16 protein-coding genes are annotated in these 15,375 nt (G+C 65.7%); 7 read left to right on the forward strand and 9 right to left on the reverse strand.

The genetic code is table 11. The annotated features are described in order from the left end of the window. The first annotated feature begins 2 nt into the window (after positions 1 to 2). From E2I15_RS08825 to E2I15_RS08840, 4 genes are all read left to right on the forward strand, one after another. Entirely contained in the window at positions 3 to 1,061 is a 1,059-nt protein-coding gene (locus E2I15_RS08825) for an alcohol dehydrogenase (protein WP_137482774.1), read from the forward strand. Between the two features lie 153 nt (positions 1,062 to 1,214). Then, positions 1,215 to 2,579: a caspase family protein gene (locus tag E2I15_RS08830; protein ID WP_137482775.1), complete on the forward strand. Its 1,365-nt coding sequence runs from the start codon at positions 1,215 to 1,217 to the stop codon at positions 2,577 to 2,579. A 32-nt stretch (positions 2,580 to 2,611) separates the two neighbouring features. Further along, entirely contained in the window at positions 2,612 to 3,115 is a 504-nt protein-coding gene (locus tag E2I15_RS08835) for a hypothetical protein (RefSeq protein ID WP_196238894.1), read from the forward strand. 175 nt (positions 3,116 to 3,290) lie between these two features. Continuing rightward, positions 3,291 to 4,352 carry a hypothetical protein gene (locus E2I15_RS08840; protein ID WP_137482776.1) on the forward strand — a complete coding sequence of 354 codons (1,062 nt, stop codon included), beginning with the start codon at positions 3,291 to 3,293 and terminating at the stop codon, positions 4,350 to 4,352. A 61-nt stretch (positions 4,353 to 4,413) separates the two neighbouring features. On the opposite strand, the gene gmk is transcribed toward E2I15_RS08840, so the two are convergent. From gmk to E2I15_RS08885, 9 genes are all read right to left on the reverse strand, one after another. Further along, a complete protein-coding gene (gene gmk, locus E2I15_RS08845) occupies positions 4,414 to 5,067 on the reverse strand; it encodes a guanylate kinase (RefSeq protein WP_170991745.1) in 654 nt (217 codons plus the stop codon). Between the two features lie 3 nt (positions 5,068 to 5,070). Beyond that, entirely contained in the window at positions 5,071 to 5,958 is an 888-nt protein-coding gene (locus E2I15_RS08850; protein WP_137482778.1) for a YicC/YloC family endoribonuclease, read from the reverse strand. A gap of 212 nt (positions 5,959 to 6,170) precedes the next feature. Continuing rightward, positions 6,171 to 7,421 carry an endolytic transglycosylase MltG gene (gene mltG, locus E2I15_RS08855; protein ID WP_137482779.1) on the reverse strand — a complete coding sequence of 417 codons (1,251 nt, stop codon included), beginning with the start codon at positions 7,419 to 7,421 and terminating at the stop codon, positions 6,171 to 6,173. 226 nt (positions 7,422 to 7,647) lie between these two features. Further along, positions 7,648 to 8,913 (reverse strand): beta-ketoacyl-ACP synthase II, encoded by a 1,266-nt coding sequence (gene fabF, locus E2I15_RS08860; protein WP_026192681.1) that lies wholly within the window; start codon positions 8,911 to 8,913, stop codon positions 7,648 to 7,650. A gap of 96 nt (positions 8,914 to 9,009) precedes the next feature. After that, positions 9,010 to 9,249 carry an acyl carrier protein gene (locus E2I15_RS08865; RefSeq protein ID WP_002716125.1) on the reverse strand — a complete coding sequence of 80 codons (240 nt, stop codon included), beginning with the start codon at positions 9,247 to 9,249 and terminating at the stop codon, positions 9,010 to 9,012. Positions 9,250 to 9,538: 289 nt separating this feature from the next. Then, positions 9,539 to 10,276: a 3-oxoacyl-[acyl-carrier-protein] reductase gene (fabG, locus tag E2I15_RS08870; protein ID WP_024581467.1), complete on the reverse strand. Its 738-nt coding sequence runs from the start codon at positions 10,274 to 10,276 to the stop codon at positions 9,539 to 9,541. Between the two features lie 21 nt (positions 10,277 to 10,297). After that, entirely contained in the window at positions 10,298 to 11,251 is a 954-nt protein-coding gene (gene fabD / locus E2I15_RS08875) for an ACP S-malonyltransferase (RefSeq protein WP_137482780.1), read from the reverse strand. 224 nt (positions 11,252 to 11,475) lie between these two features. Next, positions 11,476 to 12,501: a fatty acid desaturase family protein gene (locus E2I15_RS08880; protein ID WP_038383697.1), complete on the reverse strand. Its 1,026-nt coding sequence runs from the start codon at positions 12,499 to 12,501 to the stop codon at positions 11,476 to 11,478. Next, positions 12,498 to 13,214 (reverse strand): TetR/AcrR family transcriptional regulator C-terminal domain-containing protein, encoded by a 717-nt coding sequence (locus E2I15_RS08885; RefSeq protein WP_137482781.1) that lies wholly within the window; start codon positions 13,212 to 13,214, stop codon positions 12,498 to 12,500. The genes E2I15_RS08880 and E2I15_RS08885 overlap by 4 nt, the downstream gene beginning before the upstream one ends. 337 nt (positions 13,215 to 13,551) lie before the next feature. Here E2I15_RS08885 and rpsF point away from each other — a divergent pair, with 337 nt between their 5' ends. The 3 genes from rpsF to E2I15_RS08900 all read left to right on the forward strand — a co-directional run bounded on the left by rpsF (position 13,552) and on the right by E2I15_RS08900 (position 15,357). Beyond that, positions 13,552 to 14,016: a 30S ribosomal protein S6 gene (gene rpsF, locus E2I15_RS08890; protein ID WP_028335160.1), complete on the forward strand. Its 465-nt coding sequence runs from the start codon at positions 13,552 to 13,554 to the stop codon at positions 14,014 to 14,016. Between the two features lie 6 nt (positions 14,017 to 14,022). Continuing rightward, positions 14,023 to 14,262 carry a 30S ribosomal protein S18 gene (rpsR, locus tag E2I15_RS08895; RefSeq protein WP_016844287.1) on the forward strand — a complete coding sequence of 80 codons (240 nt, stop codon included), beginning with the start codon at positions 14,023 to 14,025 and terminating at the stop codon, positions 14,260 to 14,262. Between the two features lie 126 nt (positions 14,263 to 14,388). After that, entirely contained in the window at positions 14,389 to 15,357 is a 969-nt protein-coding gene (locus E2I15_RS08900; protein ID WP_137482782.1) for a DUF2232 domain-containing protein, read from the forward strand. The last annotated feature ends 18 nt before the right edge of the window (positions 15,358 to 15,375 follow it).

Raw genomic sequence — 15,375 nt, forward strand, 5'->3', positions numbered from 1 at the left:
TAATGGCGCGTATGGTTCGCCAATCCCTCGTCAAATTCGATGCACCGCTGTGCGAAACCATCGTCGACACGCCGAGGCCCCAGGGACGCGAGGTGCTGGTGCGCATCGAGCGCTGCGGCCTGTGCCATTCCGATCTCCACATCCAGGACGGCTACGCCGATCTCGGCGGCGGCAAGAAGCTCGACACCACCCGCGGCATGAGCCTGCCCTTCACGCTCGGCCATGAGATCGCGGGCGTGGTCGAAGAGGTCGGCCCCGATGCGCCGAAGGATCTGATCGGGACGAAGAAGGCAGTCTTCCCCTGGATCGGCTGCGGCCAGTGCCGCGACTGCCTCGCCGGCGACGAGAATCTCTGCGTCAAGCAGCGCTTCCTCGGCGTCTCGATCGACGGCGGCTTCGCCACCCATGTGCTGGTGCCCGACGCGAAATACCTGCTCGATTACGATCCGCTGCCGGTCAACCAGGCCGCCACCCTGATGTGCTCCGGCGTCACCGCCTATGGCGCGCTGAAGCGCCTGGTCGATCGTCCGCGCCAGCGCAATTTGCTGCTGATCGGCCTCGGCGGCGTCGGCATGATGGGCCTGTCATTCGCGCAGGCGATGTTCAAGCAGCCGATCACCGTTGCCGATCTCAGCGCCGCGGCGCGCGAGACCGCGCTGAAGAACGGCGCGGCGGCCGCCTATGACCCGGCAGAGCCCGATGTCGTCAAGCGCATGCTGAAGGAGAGCGACGGCGGCTTCGACGGCGTCGTCGACTTTGCCGGCAACGAGAAGTCGATGGCGTTTGCAGTGTCGACGGTCGCGCGCGGCGGCAAGATCGTGGTGTCCGGCCTGATGGGCGGCCAGTTCACGCTGCCGATGGTGCAGTGGGTCTACAAGCGCATGACCATCGAAGGCTTCATGGTGGGCACGCTGGCCGAAGGCCAGGAATTGATGGCGCTCGCCCGCGCCGGCAAGATCAAGCCGACGCCGATGAAGGAAGAGCCGATGGCCGACGTCCAGAAATGGATCGACGAGCTGCGCGCCGGCAAGGTCGTCGGACGCATCGTCCTGAAGAACTAGCCGAAGCAATCCCGCCGGCCGCCAACCACCGGCGGGATTACTCCCTGTGTGACGTCTCCGAGCTCAATTGGCCGCGCCTTGCTGCCCGGACGGCCGCTTTTGTCCTCCCCCGCGCGCTGGTAATCTGCCAGCGAGGCTGAGAGGATCGCGGGGATGCACGGGGCTGTGCAAGGCAGGCGCCTGGCGGCTGCGGCGGTGCTGATACTGCTGTGGCAGGCACTCGTCGGCGTGGCGCAGGCCGCGGCCGAAAAGCGCGTTGCGCTGGTGATCGGCAATTCCGCCTACCAGAACGTGACGCGACTGGACAATCCCCGCAACGATGCCGCCCTGATGGCCGAGACGCTGGCGGGCCTCGGCTTCACCCTGATCGGCGGACGCGCCCAACTCGATCTCGACAAGCCGGCCATGGACATCGCCGTCCAAAGCTTCGGCCGGCAGGTGCAGGGCGCCGACGTCGCGCTGTTCTATTATGCGGGCCATGGCGTCCAGGTGTCCGGCGCGAACTATCTCGTGCCGGTCAGCGCCAACGCCACCCGCGAGGCCGACGTCGACTTCCAGATGCTCGACGTCAACCTGGTGCTGAGGCAGATGCAGGGCTCCGGCACGCGGCTCAACATGGTGATCCTCGATGCCTGCCGCAACAACCCGTTCGGCGGACGCGGGCTGCGCGCGGCCGACGGCGGCCTCGCGCAGATGCGCGCCCCCGAGGGCACGCTGATCTCCTATGCCACGCAGCCCGGCAACGTCGCGCAGGACGGCACCGGCGGCCACAGCCCCTATACCAAGGCGCTGGCCGCCACGATCAAGCTCGCCGGTCTCGACATCTTCCAGACCTTCAATCAGGTCGGGCTTGCCGTGAAACGCGAGACCGGCGGTTCGCAACAGCCCTGGGTGTCCTCGTCGCCGATCGACGGCACCTTCTATTTCGTGCCGCCAGCGGCTCCGGCCGAGCAGAAGGTCGCAGTCGCGCCGCAACCCGAGCCGCAGTCGCCGAGCACGTTGCGGCCCGATCCCGACCGTATTCCGATCAAGGACCCGGCACTGCTGCGTGAATTGAGCGATCGTCTCTATGAGCACAATTTCGATCCCGAGCCGCTCGACAGCAGGAACGGAATGCGCGCGGCGATCAGCAAATTCCAGGAGAAGGTCGCCATGACGCCGACCGGCGAAGCGACCGAGGGGGTGCTGACGCGGCTGCGCAAGATGGAGGACCTGCAGCCCTGGGGATCAATCGTCTATGGCCCCGACATCGACAAATGGGGCATCTCCTGGAAGCACGCGTCGCGGCGCGCCGCGGTCGAGGACGCGCGCGCCAAATGCGGCGGCGCCAAGTGCACCGTCGAGCTTTCCTTTTACGGCTCGCGCTGCGGCGCGTTCGCGATATCAGCCAAGTCCTGGTCGTTGATCCAGCGCGACGCACTTGATCGCGCCAAGACTGCCGCGCTTGACGAATGCGGCAAGGCCGGGAAATCCTGTCGCATTATCGATGCCGTCTGCGCCGACGGCACCGGACACTGAATTTGATGACGACCACATTGGACACGGTTGCAATGAAGAACATGTTTCACCTGCTGCCTCGACCCATGCTGCTTTCCGCGCTGCTCATTGCCGCGCTCGGGTCCACGGCCGCGCTGGCGCAGTCCGGCAGCAGCGGTGGCAGTATCGGCAATGACGAGAAGTCGCTGTCCGGGACCCGCACAGCGCCGCGCACCGTCACGCCATCAAGGCCGGCGCAAAGCAAGAGTTCGGAGGCGCCGCGCCGCGCCGCGAGGAAAACCAGCAACGAGGGTGGTGGCAATTTCGACGGTTCATGGGTGGTTGTCGCCCAGGGTTCGCCTTGCGGCTCCAGCACCGAAAGATTGGTGATATCAGGCGGCGCGATTTCGGGAGAGCTGAGCTCCGGACATGTCAGCCCCAACGGATCCACGACTGGCAGCGGATCCGCTGGAGGTTTGAGCTGGACGAGTTCGGGCCGTTTCTCGGGCCGCAGCGGTTCCGGCTCGTTCGTGCGATCCGACGGCTGCAAGGGCCACTGGACCGCGTCCAAGCGATAAACCGCGCCCTATGGAGCCAGTGAACGCCCTCGCCTTCGGCCCGCCGCAATTGCGGCAAGCTGGGAGCCCCAATTAAGCCCTACCCGTTCCGGATTTGCGGCGCATTGCGACCCAACTCTTTGCCGAGATTGGGATCTCCAGCGTTTGCGTAAAAAAAGAGATACCGGGGACGCGTATGTCAAATCGTTCAGCGAAGTTCGCTGCGGCGCTTGCCGCCAGCATGCTGGCCGGTGCCAGTTTCGGCGCCATGGCCCAGACCGCCGCCAATACGGCCAATAGCACCAACACGGCGGACAGCTGTCTGTCCGCCCCCAAGGGAACCGCGCCTGCGGGAAGCCACTGGTTCTACCATCTCGATCGTAGCAAGAAGAAGTGCTGGTATCTCGGCGAGGCCAAGAACAAGGCGGCCAAGACGGCGACCACGACCGCTCAGCAGCCGCCAGCGGCAGCCGCGCCCGAAACCACAACGGCCGACGCGCCGCCACAGAGCCAGCCGGCGCCGCAGAGCCAGCCCGCGCCGCAACAACCGGCGATGCGCAAATCAGTCGCCGATGCCCATGCCGAGTGGCCCTCGCCTCAGGCCGCAGCCGTGCCTGCGCCAAGCGCCGACGCCAGCCAGGCCGGCGCAACGGCAGCGGCGATCGATCCGGCAGCTCAGGGTGCCAACGCCCAGCCGTCCGACGTGAACGCCAGGTGGCTGGATGCCTCGAGCATGGCCGGAACCAACGGAACCCGGCGCGCCGCGGACCCGCCGACCGTGGTCGCGCAGGCTGACGCGACACCGCAACAGGCGGCCGCGCCGGCACCTGCCGCCCCCGCCACGGCCGAGGCGTCGGTGGAGAAATCATCGTCGTCGACGCAGATGTTGCTGATCGTGATGGTTGGAGCGCTGGCGCTGGCCGGCATGGTCAGCGCGCTGGTATTCGGTCTGACCCGCAGGCGCTCGGCGCCCTACCAGACCGAGGACGAGTGGCACGCGCCGTGGGATTCGCTGCACACCGAGCCGGCGCCACCGATGGCGGTCGTCAGCCGGGACCGTCCGCTGCGTCTGTCCGAGGCTGCGCCGCGCCGCGCCGAGACACCCGTGCCGCGCCGTGCAGAGACGCCCCCCGCTCCACGCCGCGCCGAGACTGCGGCTGCTCGGCGGGAGACTGCGCGCGATAGGGACCAAAGAGAGCAGGACAACAAGCAGATCGCCGCGATGCTGCAGCGGCTTGCGCGCAGCGCTGCGAACTAGAGTGCACTCAAGGAAATGACCGTGATGCGATCGCCCTGCGATCGCGTCACGGTTCCGACCACTACTTCTCGAGCTGACGCTGCAGGCCGCGCACGAATTCGGTGAGGCCGGTGCGGCGCTCGCGCTTGAGGCGCTCGGCCTTCAGGATCGACTGCACCTCGGCAAAGGCGTCGTCGACATTGTGGTTGACGACGATGTAGTCGTATTCCGCCCAATGGCTCAGCTCATGGCTGGCGCGGCTCATCCGTCCGCGGATGACCTCTTCCGAATCCTGCGCCCGGGTATGCAGCCGCTTCTCGAGATCGGCGGCCGACGGCGGCAGGATGAACACCCGCACCACATCGGCGCTGGCTTTCTGATGGAGCTGTTGCGTGCCCTGCCAGTCGATATCGAACAGAACATCCTGTCCCACCGACAGGGCAGCCTCGACCGGCGCGCGCGGCGTACCGTAGCGGTTGTCGAATACGGTGGCCCATTCGAGCAGTTCAGCGTGCTCGACCATCGTCTCGAACTTCTTCTTGTCGACGAAGAAATAGTCGCGGCCCTCGACCTCGCCGGGCCGCATCGGCCGCGTCGTCGCCGACACCGACATCTTCAGGCCCGGCTCGCGCTCCAGCAGCATGCGCGACAGCGTGGTCTTGCCGGCGCCCGAGGGCGACGACAGGACGAACATCAGTCCGCGCCGCTCAACGCCGTCAAAACCCTGCGCCGTCATCATTCACTCCAGATTCTGGACCTGTTCGCGGAACTGCTCGACCACGTTCTTCATCTCAAGCCCGGTGTTGGTCAGCTCGACGTCGTTCGACTTCGAGCAGCAGGTGTTCACCTCGCGATTGAATTCCTGGGCGAGGAAGTCGAGCCGGCGCCCGACCGGACCGCCCTTGCCGATCATCTCGCGCGCCTGGGCGATATGCGAGGCGATGCGGTCGAGCTCCTCGCGGATGTCGGCCTTGGTGGCGATCAGGATCGCCTCCTGGTTCAGGCGGTCGGCATCGAAGCGGTCGGACGTCTCGAGCAGCGCTGCGATCTGCTCGGCAAGCCGCGCCTTGATCGCCTCGGGCTTGCGGCCGGGAGCGGTCTCGGCGCGCTTGGCGAGCCGCTCGATCTCGTCCATCCGCTGCATCAGGATCTGCCCCAGCGCTTCGCCCTCGCGCCGGCGCATCTCGACAAGGCTGCCCAGCGCCTGCTCGAAGGCCATCGCTGCCGCCTCGCGCGCCGCCTTGTCCTCGTCCTCGTTGCTCTCAGGCTCGACCACCTCGATGACGCCCTTGATACCGAGCAGTCCGTCGATGCTCGGTGCCACCGCGTCGATCCGCTGCGCGAGCGTGCCGGCGACCTTCACCACGGCGGCGAGCACGTCCTCATTGATCCGGATCGTCTGCGCCGCGTCGGTGCGCTTGACGCTGAGATTGGCGTAGACCGTGCCGCGCGACAGCAGCTCGCCGGCCCGCTTCTTGGCAAGCGCTTCCAGTTCGTCCCAGCCCGGCGGCAGCCGCAACCGCAGGTCAAAGCCCTTGGCATTGACCGATTTCAGCTCCCACTCGAACGTATAGGGACCGCTTGCGCCATGGCTTCGGGCAAAGCCAGTCATGCTCGACAGCGCCATCGCGTGAAACTCTCCAACACAAGGATATGGGACTCACCCGGAGCCTGCGAGACTCGCGGGGAGCCGGTGCGACCTTAAAACGGATTCCGTGAAAGTGGAATTACGTTCCACCGCCGGAAACGCAGAGCTACAGCATGATCCGGAAAAGTGTGTAGCGGTTTTCCGAAAGATCATGCTCAAACAAGAAGCTAAAGCGCGATGACGATCGCGCTTTAGCGCTGCACCACCGGCGGCGAATTGGTCTGCCGGGCTGCGCCCTGCCGACCGCGCGGCGGCTTCTTTTGATTGGTGGGCTTCGGCGTCGTCGCCGTGGGATTGGTGTCGGCGCCGGGCGCCGCGGCGGCAGGCGCCGGATCATCCGCGGGCTCGACGGTGTCGTTCTGGATCTGCTTCTCCGACGCGCGCAGCTTGGCGACATTCTTCGCGTGCTGGTCGTAGGTTTCGGTGAAGGCGTGGCCGCCGGTTCCATCGGCGACGAAGAACAGATCGCGGGTACGCGCCGGGTTGGCGGTCGCCTCCAGCGAGGCGCGTCCGGGATTGGCGATCGGTCCGGGCGGCAGGCCATCGATCACATAGGTGTTGTACGGCGACGGCTGCGTGATCTCGCTGCGCTTGATCGGACGGCCCAGCGTTCCCTTGCCGCCCACCAGTCCGTAGATGATGGTCGGATCGGACTGCAGCTTCATCCGCTGGCGCAAGCGGTTGACGAACACGGCGGCCACGCGGCTGCGCTCGTCGGCGCGGCCGGTTTCCTTCTCGACGATCGAGGCCAGCGTCACCAGTTGGTCCGGCGATTTCAGCGGCGTGTCGGTGTTGCGGCGTTCCCAGATTTCGGCAAGCACGCGCTTCTGCGCCTGCTGCAGGCGCTGGATCACCTGGTCGCGCGTGGTGCCGCGCGGGAATTTGTAGGTCTCCGGCAGCAGCGTGCCCTCGCGCGGGATCTCGCGCACCGAGCCGGTGAAGATGTCGTTGTCGGAGAGCCGCGTCACGATCTGTTCGGAAGTCAGGCCTTCCGGTATCGTGATGGCGTGCTGCACCACCTTGCCGTCGACGATGGTGGCGATGACGTCGCGCAGGCTGGCATTCTTCTGGAACGAATATTCGCCGGGCTTGAGATCGGAGCTTGCCTTCAGCGCGAACACGCCGCCGATGAAGACCCACGGATTGACGTTGATCACGCCCTCACGCGAGAGCACGTCGGCGATGTCACGCTTGCCGGCGCGCGCCGGGATGTTGACGATCTTGTCTTCCTGCAGCGGTCCCGGCGATTCCAGGGCCTGCTTGCCGTAGTAATACGTCGCTCCGGCGCCGATCATCAGGATGATCAGGATGGTGAAGATGGCATTGCCGACGATCACGAAGGGATTGCGGGCGCGATCCGAGCGCTTGGGCGGCGGCGGAAGCTGTTCGGGCTCCAGCGCGGCGCGTGGACTCCTCGGTGAAATGGGCGGCCTCTCACTCATCGATGCAAACCAATATCCTGCCGGTTGAATCGTGGCCGGACAAACCCCTGCCCTGCCAATAGCATGCGCCCGCTATTAGGAGTCACCGCGGAATACGGCAAAACGGTGGACTAGTTCTAAAGTCCCGTTCCAATCGAATCGGTACGGGACTTTGGATTCTCGTTTTTGACGCGTTTTCTTCACGCGAACCGGTACCCACTTCGCTCGAAAACGCTCTAAAGACCTACTAATTGGTCACGCGCTGCACGATCACGGAAGCGTTTGTGCCGCCGAAACCGAAGGAATTGGACAGCGCCACATTGACGTCACGCTTGCGCGACGTATGCGGCACAAGATCGATCGCCGTTTGCACCGACGGATTGTCGAGATTGATGGTCGGCGGCACCACGTTATCGCGAATCGCCAGGATCGCGAAGATCGCCTCGATCGCGCCGGCCGCACCGAGCAGATGTCCGGTGGCGGACTTGGTCGACGACATCGAGACCTTCGAGGCCGCATTGCCGAGCAGACGCTCGACCGCGCCGAGCTCGATCTCGTCGCCGACCTGCGTCGAGGTGCCGTGCGCATTGATGTAGTCGAGGTCGGATGCGGCAAGGCCGGCGCGCTTCAGCGCCATGCTCATGCTGCGGAAGCCGCCATTGCCGTCCGGCGGCGGCGAGGTGATGTGGAAGGCATCGCCCGACAGGCCATAGCCGGTCACCTCGGCATAGATCTTCGCGCCGCGGCGCTTGGCGTGCTCGTATTCCTCGAGCACCAGGACGCCGGCGCCCTCGCCCATCACGAAGCCGTCGCGATCCTTGTCGTAAGGCCGCGATGCCTTTTGCGGGGTCTCGTTGAAGCCGGTGGACAGCGCACGCGCCGCGCAGAAGCCGGCGATGCCGATGCGCGAGATCGGCGATTCGGCGCCGCCCGCGACCATCACCTCGGCGTCGCCGAGCGCGATCAGCCGCGCTGCGTCGCCGACCGCATGCGCGCCGGTCGAGCACGCCGTGACCACCGCATGATTGGGCCCCTTCAGGCCGTGCTCGATCGAGACGTAGCCGGAGGCCAGATTGATCAGGCGGCCCGGAATAAAGAAGGGAGAGACCCTGCGCGGTCCGCGCTCCTTCAGCAGCACCGCAGTCTCGGCAATGCCGGTGAGGCCGCCGATGCCGGAGCCGATCATCGTGCCGGTGGCGAACTGGTCCTCATCCGACTTCGGATGCCAGTTGGCATCGTCCAGCGCCTGCTTGGCCGCGCACATCGCATAGAGGATGAAGTCGTCGACCTTGCGCTGGTCCTTCGGCTCCATCCACTGGTCGGGATTGAAGGTGCCGTTGGAGCCGTCGCCGCGCGGAATGTAGCAGGCGACCTGGCTCGGCAGGTCGGACACGTCGAACGTGTCGATCTTCTTGCCGCCGCTGTCTCCGGCGAGGATGCGCGCCCAAGTTGCGTCAACGCCGCAGCCGAGCGGTGTAAGCATGCCCAGCCCCGTGACGACAACTCGTCTCATTTCCACGTCTCCGGCCAGCAATGCGCTGCTGATAATAAGAAGCCGGGGGACCGCTCGATCGCGGTCCGTCCGGCCCCGTCAAATTCGCGATCGGCGTCAGCTCTTCGCGTTCTTCTCAAGAAACTTGGTCGCGTCGCCGACGGTCAGAATCGTCTCCGCCGCGTCGTCGGGAATCTCGCAACCGAATTCTTCTTCGAATGCCATCACGAGCTCGACCGTGTCGAGGCTGTCGGCGCCGAGGTCATCGATGAAGCTCGCGCTATCGACCACCTTCTCGGGCTCGACACCAAGGTGCTCGACCACAATCTTCTTAACCCGCTCGCCAATCTCACTCATCGTTCAACCTCGTTGTTCCATTGGACCCGACCCCAAGACGATACGAGCCATCGTGGTCGTCTCGATTACTCAGTCGCGCATAGTCTTGATTCGGCCCGGTCGTAGCCGATTAAAGCCCCGGCGAACGGCAGGCGTCGCCACGCCAATATACAGGGTTTCAAAATCCTGCAATGGCGTTCTTTGCCCATCCATGGGGGGTTCAGCTACCATACTTCCCAAGCCTTGACTACACGCCTGAACCGGCTCCCGAAAACGGCTTTTCGCCGCATTGCGAGAGCCAGCAAGCAGCTCAAATCATAGCCATCCCGCCGTTGACGTGAATCGTCTGTCCGGTGACGTAGGCGGCCTCGTTCGAGGCCAGATAGACCGCCGCAGCGGCGATGTCCTCGGGCGTTCCCAGGCGCGCCGCAGGAACCTTCGCCAGGATGGTTTCGCGCTGCTTGTCGTTGAGCGCATCCGTCATCGGCGTCTTGATGAAACCCGGCGCGATGCAATTGGCGGTCACGCCGCGCTTGGCGTATTCGGCGCCCAGCGTCTTGATCAGGCCGATGATGCCGGCCTTCGACGCGGTGTAGTTGCCCTGCCCGGGATTGCCGGTGACGCCGACGATCGAGGTGATCGCGATGATGCGGCCGAAGCGCTTGCGCATCATCAGTTTGGTCGCGGCGCGCGCCAGGCGGAACGTCGCGGTCAGGTTGACCGCGATCACGTCGTCCCAATCCTCGTCGCGCAGCTGCACGAACAGGTTGTCGCGGGTGATGCCGGCGTTGGCGATCAGGATGTCGACCTGCCCCATCGCAGCTTCCGCTGCCGGCACCAGCGCCTCGACATCATCCTTGCTGGAGAGATTGCAGGGCAGCACGTGCACGCGCTCGCCGAGCTTGGCCGCAAAACCGTCCAGCACCTCGCGCCGCGTCCCCGAGATCGCTACCGTCGCGCCCTGCGCATGCAGCGCCTGCGCGATCGCGCCGCCGATGCCGCCGGTTGCGCCCGTGACGAGCGCCGTCTTGCCAGTCAGATCAAACATCGAATTCTCCTTCCGGCTGCTTCAAGCCGAAGCTGCGAGCGCGTCCTTGGCCGCAGCGATATCGTTCGGACCGCCGACGGGCACGCCGACCGCACCGTCGGCAATGCGCTTGACGAGGCCGCTCAGCACCTTGCCGGCGCCGATCTCGAAGAACCGCGTCACGCCGTGCCCTGCCATATAGGCAACCGACTCGCGCCAGCGCACGGTCCCGGTGACCTGTTCGATCAGGCGGCGGCGGATCTCGTCGGGATCTGATATGGCGGAGGCCAGCACGTTGCTGACGAGCGGCGCCGAGGGCGCCTTGATGGTCACGCCGGACAGCGCCTCTGCCATCGCGTCGGCCGCCGGCTGCATCAGCTTGCAATGGAACGGCGCCGACACCGGCAGCAGCATGGCGCGTTTGGCGCCCTTGGTCTTGGCAATTTCGACCGCGCGATCGACGGCGGCCTTGTCGCCGGAGACCACCACCTGGCCGCCGCCATTATCGTTGGCGGCCTGGCAGACTTGTCCCTGCGCCGCCTCGTTGGCGACCGCCACGGCGGTTTCGTAGTCGAGACCGAGCAGCGCGGCCATCGCACCGACGCCGACCGGCACCGCCTTCTGCATCGCGAGCCCGCGGGTGCGGAGCAGCCGCGCGGTGTCGCTGACGGAGAGGCTTCCCGCGGCGGCCAGCGCCGAATACTCGCCGAGCGAGTGCCCGGCAACGAAGGCCGCGTTGCGGCCGACCGAGAAGCCGGCTTCGCTCTCGAGCACGCGCAAGGTGGCAATCGACACCGCCATCAGGGCGGGCTGGGCATTTTCGGTGAGTTGCAATGTCTCGCCGGGACCATCCCAGATGATCGCGGTCAGCTTCTCGCCCAGCGCGGAATCGACCTCGTCGAACACCGCCTTGGCCGCCGGAAAGGCATCGGCCAGGGCCTTGCCCATGCCGACCGCCTGCGAGCCCTGCCCGGGAAACGTAAATGCTGCCGTCATCGGCGATCCCTACCTTGTTGAGCGTGGTCTCCGCGCAGGCCCTTTAGGCCTGCCGCAGGGGAAAACGGTATCCGCGTCGCGCAAAACGCGCCACAGCGGGTCCGGGCCAATCCCTTGCAAACCAAGCCTTGCAACCGGCCTCGGACCGGGCCGTAAGACACTGACGGAGGCGGTGCTGTCAAGCCGCGACGGAGGAACCCTGGGGATGCCGGTCCGGCTCCGGGCTAGAACCCGCCGGCATTCTGGTCGGCGTTAACCTTGGCGCCGGCCCTCGCCCGGCGTGCGCTGTTGACCAGTTGCCCCGGACGATCCTCATTCGCGGGCCTGGCGGTCGCAAGCCGCAGCACGGCGGCGTAGCCCGGCTGCACTTCCATCCGGCCGGCATAGCGGCTTTCGCTCAGGATGCGATGGACGCGCGGCAGGTTGTAGCAGGGCACGTAGAACAGCAAATGATGCTCGAGATGGTAGTTCACGTAGTACGGCGCGATGAACAGACGCTCGAGGACGTTGGCCCGCGTGGTGCGGGTGTTGCGCAGGGGATCGGAGCTGTCAGGCACGACGGCGTGTTCGGCAATGTTTCGGATGCGCGTGATCACCATCATCCAGGTCAGCAACGGCACCAGCCACAACAGCGGATAGGCCCACCACACGCCCGCGGCGGCGAGCCCCGCGAACAGCAGCGCGTTGGTGACGCATTGCGGCCCGAGCTTCTGCCAGAAGTTGGCGGCGCGCCGCGACAACGGCCACTCCTTCGGCCCGATCGCATTGAGCAATTGCGCCTTGCGCTGCTGGTAGCCGGTCTGCCCGGTGATATCGCGGAAGAACTTCCGGCGGTAGCTCATCTTCGTGATCGGAAACGGCGCCGACAGCACGAGATCTGGATCATCCTCCTGCTGCGTCCGCGCATGATGCTGCAGATGATAACGGCGATAGCCGCGGGTCTCCGCGAAGATCGGATAGGCGCAGAACCACTGGCTCAGTGTCAGGTTGGTCCTCTCGTCCGCCGACAGACAGCCGTGCGCCCCGTCATGCATCAGGATCGCGAGCCCGAGTTGGCGCGAGCCGATGATCGCAACCGCGAGCAGATAGGTCAGCGGATTGGGCCACCACGCGACCAGCGCGATCGCGCCCAGGATCAGCGCCCAGGCGTGCACGATCAGGGCTGCGCCCTTCCACGTCGTGCGCTCGCGCACCGCGACCAGTTCGTCCTCGGTCAGGAAATCGCGGGCTCGCATGCGAAGCGCGGTCATGTGCTTGTCTCCCCGTTCGTTGAGGATGAAGTGCTGTGATCGCCGACCAGCCGCAGACGCGTCCCGTCATTGGCCGACGTCGAAGTTGATGTCGCCTGCTCACCGAGCGCGCGCAGCAATTCGCGGCACATCTCGTCGGCAGCACGGCCCATGGCGAAACCTTCGACGATCACACCGATCGCGATTGCCCAGAACCGCCGCGAGCTCTCCTCGGGTGCGCGCAGCGACCGCCAGCCATGGCGCTCGACCTGGCCCGCATAGGCGCGCGCGCCCTCGCTGTGCAGGCGTTCGATGGTGCGCTCGACGAGGGGCGCGAGGTCCTGCCGGCGCCGCGTGAGGGTCAAGGCCTCCGCGAAAAAGGCGACCGTGTCGGTCGCGGTCACGGTCTCGGCCAGGGCGTGGCTGTAGTCCCGCGGGGTGTGGGCATTCAGGGCGGCCTGCTCGGTCGCGCGCGCGAGATAGAGCATGTCGCGGCTGGCCGCCTCGACGAACAGCGCTTCCTTGGTGCGGAAGTAATAGGTGATCTGGCTCGGAAAGGCGTCGGCGGCCGCGGCGATATCGGCGATCGAGGTGCCCGAGAGCCCGCGTTCCTTGAACAGGCGGCTGGCGGCATCGAGCAGCAGCGAGCGCATCTTGCGCCCCGCCGACCGCGTCGCGCGAACCGCGTGCTTCGGATCGGGCGCAGACGTGCCGCTGGCGGTCTCCGAACCCATATCTCGTCCTCCCAAGAATATTTGTATGACATACAAACAAAGAAATCAACGGGAAAGCGCCTGAGGTTGCGTCAAACGGCCCGGAGGGCTATGACGCCTCGCGCATCCGGAGCCAAGAACCCTTGCTTTCGCGGCCAAAATCCGTATAAGCGCGCCATTCGTGGGCTCCGGCCGGGAGCTGAACGGACGGTCTCAGCAAATTCACCCGTTGATTTTGATGTGGCAGGGCCAGTCGGCCCGTCGTCCCGTGCTCCCGCCTTCTGAGCAGCTCGAGTCCTTTCCGAAGGTCTCGAAGGGCTTGTCGCCGGAAACCGCGCCAACACAGGAAAGGACAACCATGCCTCTTTACGAGCATGTTTTTCTCGCGCGTCAGGATGCGAGCACCCAGCAGGTGGATGAACTGACGGCCCAGATGACGGGGATCGTCGAACAGGGCGGCGGCAAGGTCACCAAGACCGAGAGCTGGGGCGTGCGCTCCCTCACCTACCGCATGAACAAGAACCGCAAGGCGCATTTCGTGCTGATGAACATCGACGCACCGTCGGCTGTCGTCACCGAGATCGAGCGCCAGGAGCGGATCAACGAAGACGTCATCCGTTACCTCACCGTGCGCGTCGAAGAGCACGAGGAAGGCCCGTCCGCGATGATGCGCAAGGCCGATCGCGATCGCGAGCGCGATGACCGTGGTGGTGGCTTCCGTGGCGACCGCGAAGGCGGTTTCCGTGGTGACCGCGAGGGTGGCTTCCGTGGCGACCGTGGTCCGCGCCGTCCGCGCGACGAAGAAGCTGCGACCGAGGAGTAAAGAAGCATGGCTGATGCTGGTGCCCGCCGTCCGTTTTTCCGTCGTCGCAAGTCCTGCCCGTTCACGGGCGCGAATGCGCCGAAGATCGACTACAAGGATTCCAAGCTGCTGATGCGTTACGTCTCCGAGCGCGGCAAGATCGTGCCGAGCCGCATCACGGCCGTGTCCGCCAAGAAGCAGCGTGAGCTCGCCCGCGCCATCAAGCGCGCGCGCTTCCTCGGCTTGCTGCCTTACGTCATTCGCTAATTGACGACGGCCGGCGGCGCGCGCCGCCGGCCGTCTATTCTCATAAGGCTTCCGGGTCGTCCGGTCGCCGATGGTTGGGGTTCTCGATGCAGGACCCCTAACCGCTCAAAGGGGGCGGGACAGCTGATGATCGGAATATTCACCGTTGCTCTTGCAGCCGGCGCCGCGTCGGCGCTGATGTTCGCCTCGATCAGTTCGGGCGCGCTGATCTCGATATTGCTGTTCTATCTCGCACCGCTGCCGATCATGGTGGCGGCGCTCGGCTGGGGTCCCCTCGCCGCCGCTATTGGTGGAGTGGGTGCGGCATCCGTTCTCGGCACGATCTTCGGCCTTCCCTACAGCATCGCATTTGCCATGATGGTCGCCGTGCCCGGTTGGTGGCTCGGCCACCTCGCCCTGCTCGGACGGCCGATCGCGGGCGCAGCCGGCGACAGTGCCAAGCAGCAGCAGCCTGCGCTTGAATGGTACCCCGTCGGCCGCATCCTGCTCTGGATTGCAGCCTTCGCCATCATCACCACGACCGTCGCGCTGCTCACGCTCGGCACCGATGCCGAAACGATCGCCGGCACGCTGCGGCGCGGCCTGCTCAAGATGCTCAGCGCCGGCGAAGCGCAGCCCAGCGGTGACATCGAACGACTGGTCGACGCGTTGGTGATCTTCGCGCCGCTCGCGGCGACGGTCATCTCCATGGTGACGCTGACGCTGAATCTTTGGCTCGCCGGCAAGATCACGCAAACCTCCGGGCGACTGAACCGACCGTGGCCGGAGTTCCGTAGCACCGCACTCCCCGCCATGACGCTGCTCGCGCTGATCGTGGCGGTAGGCGCCAGCTTCGTCGGCGGCATGCTTGCGCTGCTGGCGCAGATCGTCACTACGGCGCTGGTGATCGCCTACGCGCTGGTCGGCTTTGCGGTGCTGCATACCCTGACGCTGTCGCTCGCCAATCGCGGTTTCTGGCTCGGCGGCATCTATGCGGTCGTCGCCATGTTCGGCTGGCCGATCGTGGCGATGTTCGCGCTCGGCATTGCCGACGCCGTGTTCGGGCTGCGCCAGCGCTATCTGCAGACAAGACCGCCGCCTTTGCCCGCGGCTTGAGATTCGATCCAACCACTT

Origin of the sequence: Bradyrhizobium sp. BR2003, assembly GCF_009720285.1 — a bacterium.
In the GTDB taxonomy this organism is placed as follows: domain Bacteria; phylum Pseudomonadota; class Alphaproteobacteria; order Rhizobiales; family Xanthobacteraceae; genus Bradyrhizobium; species Bradyrhizobium elkanii.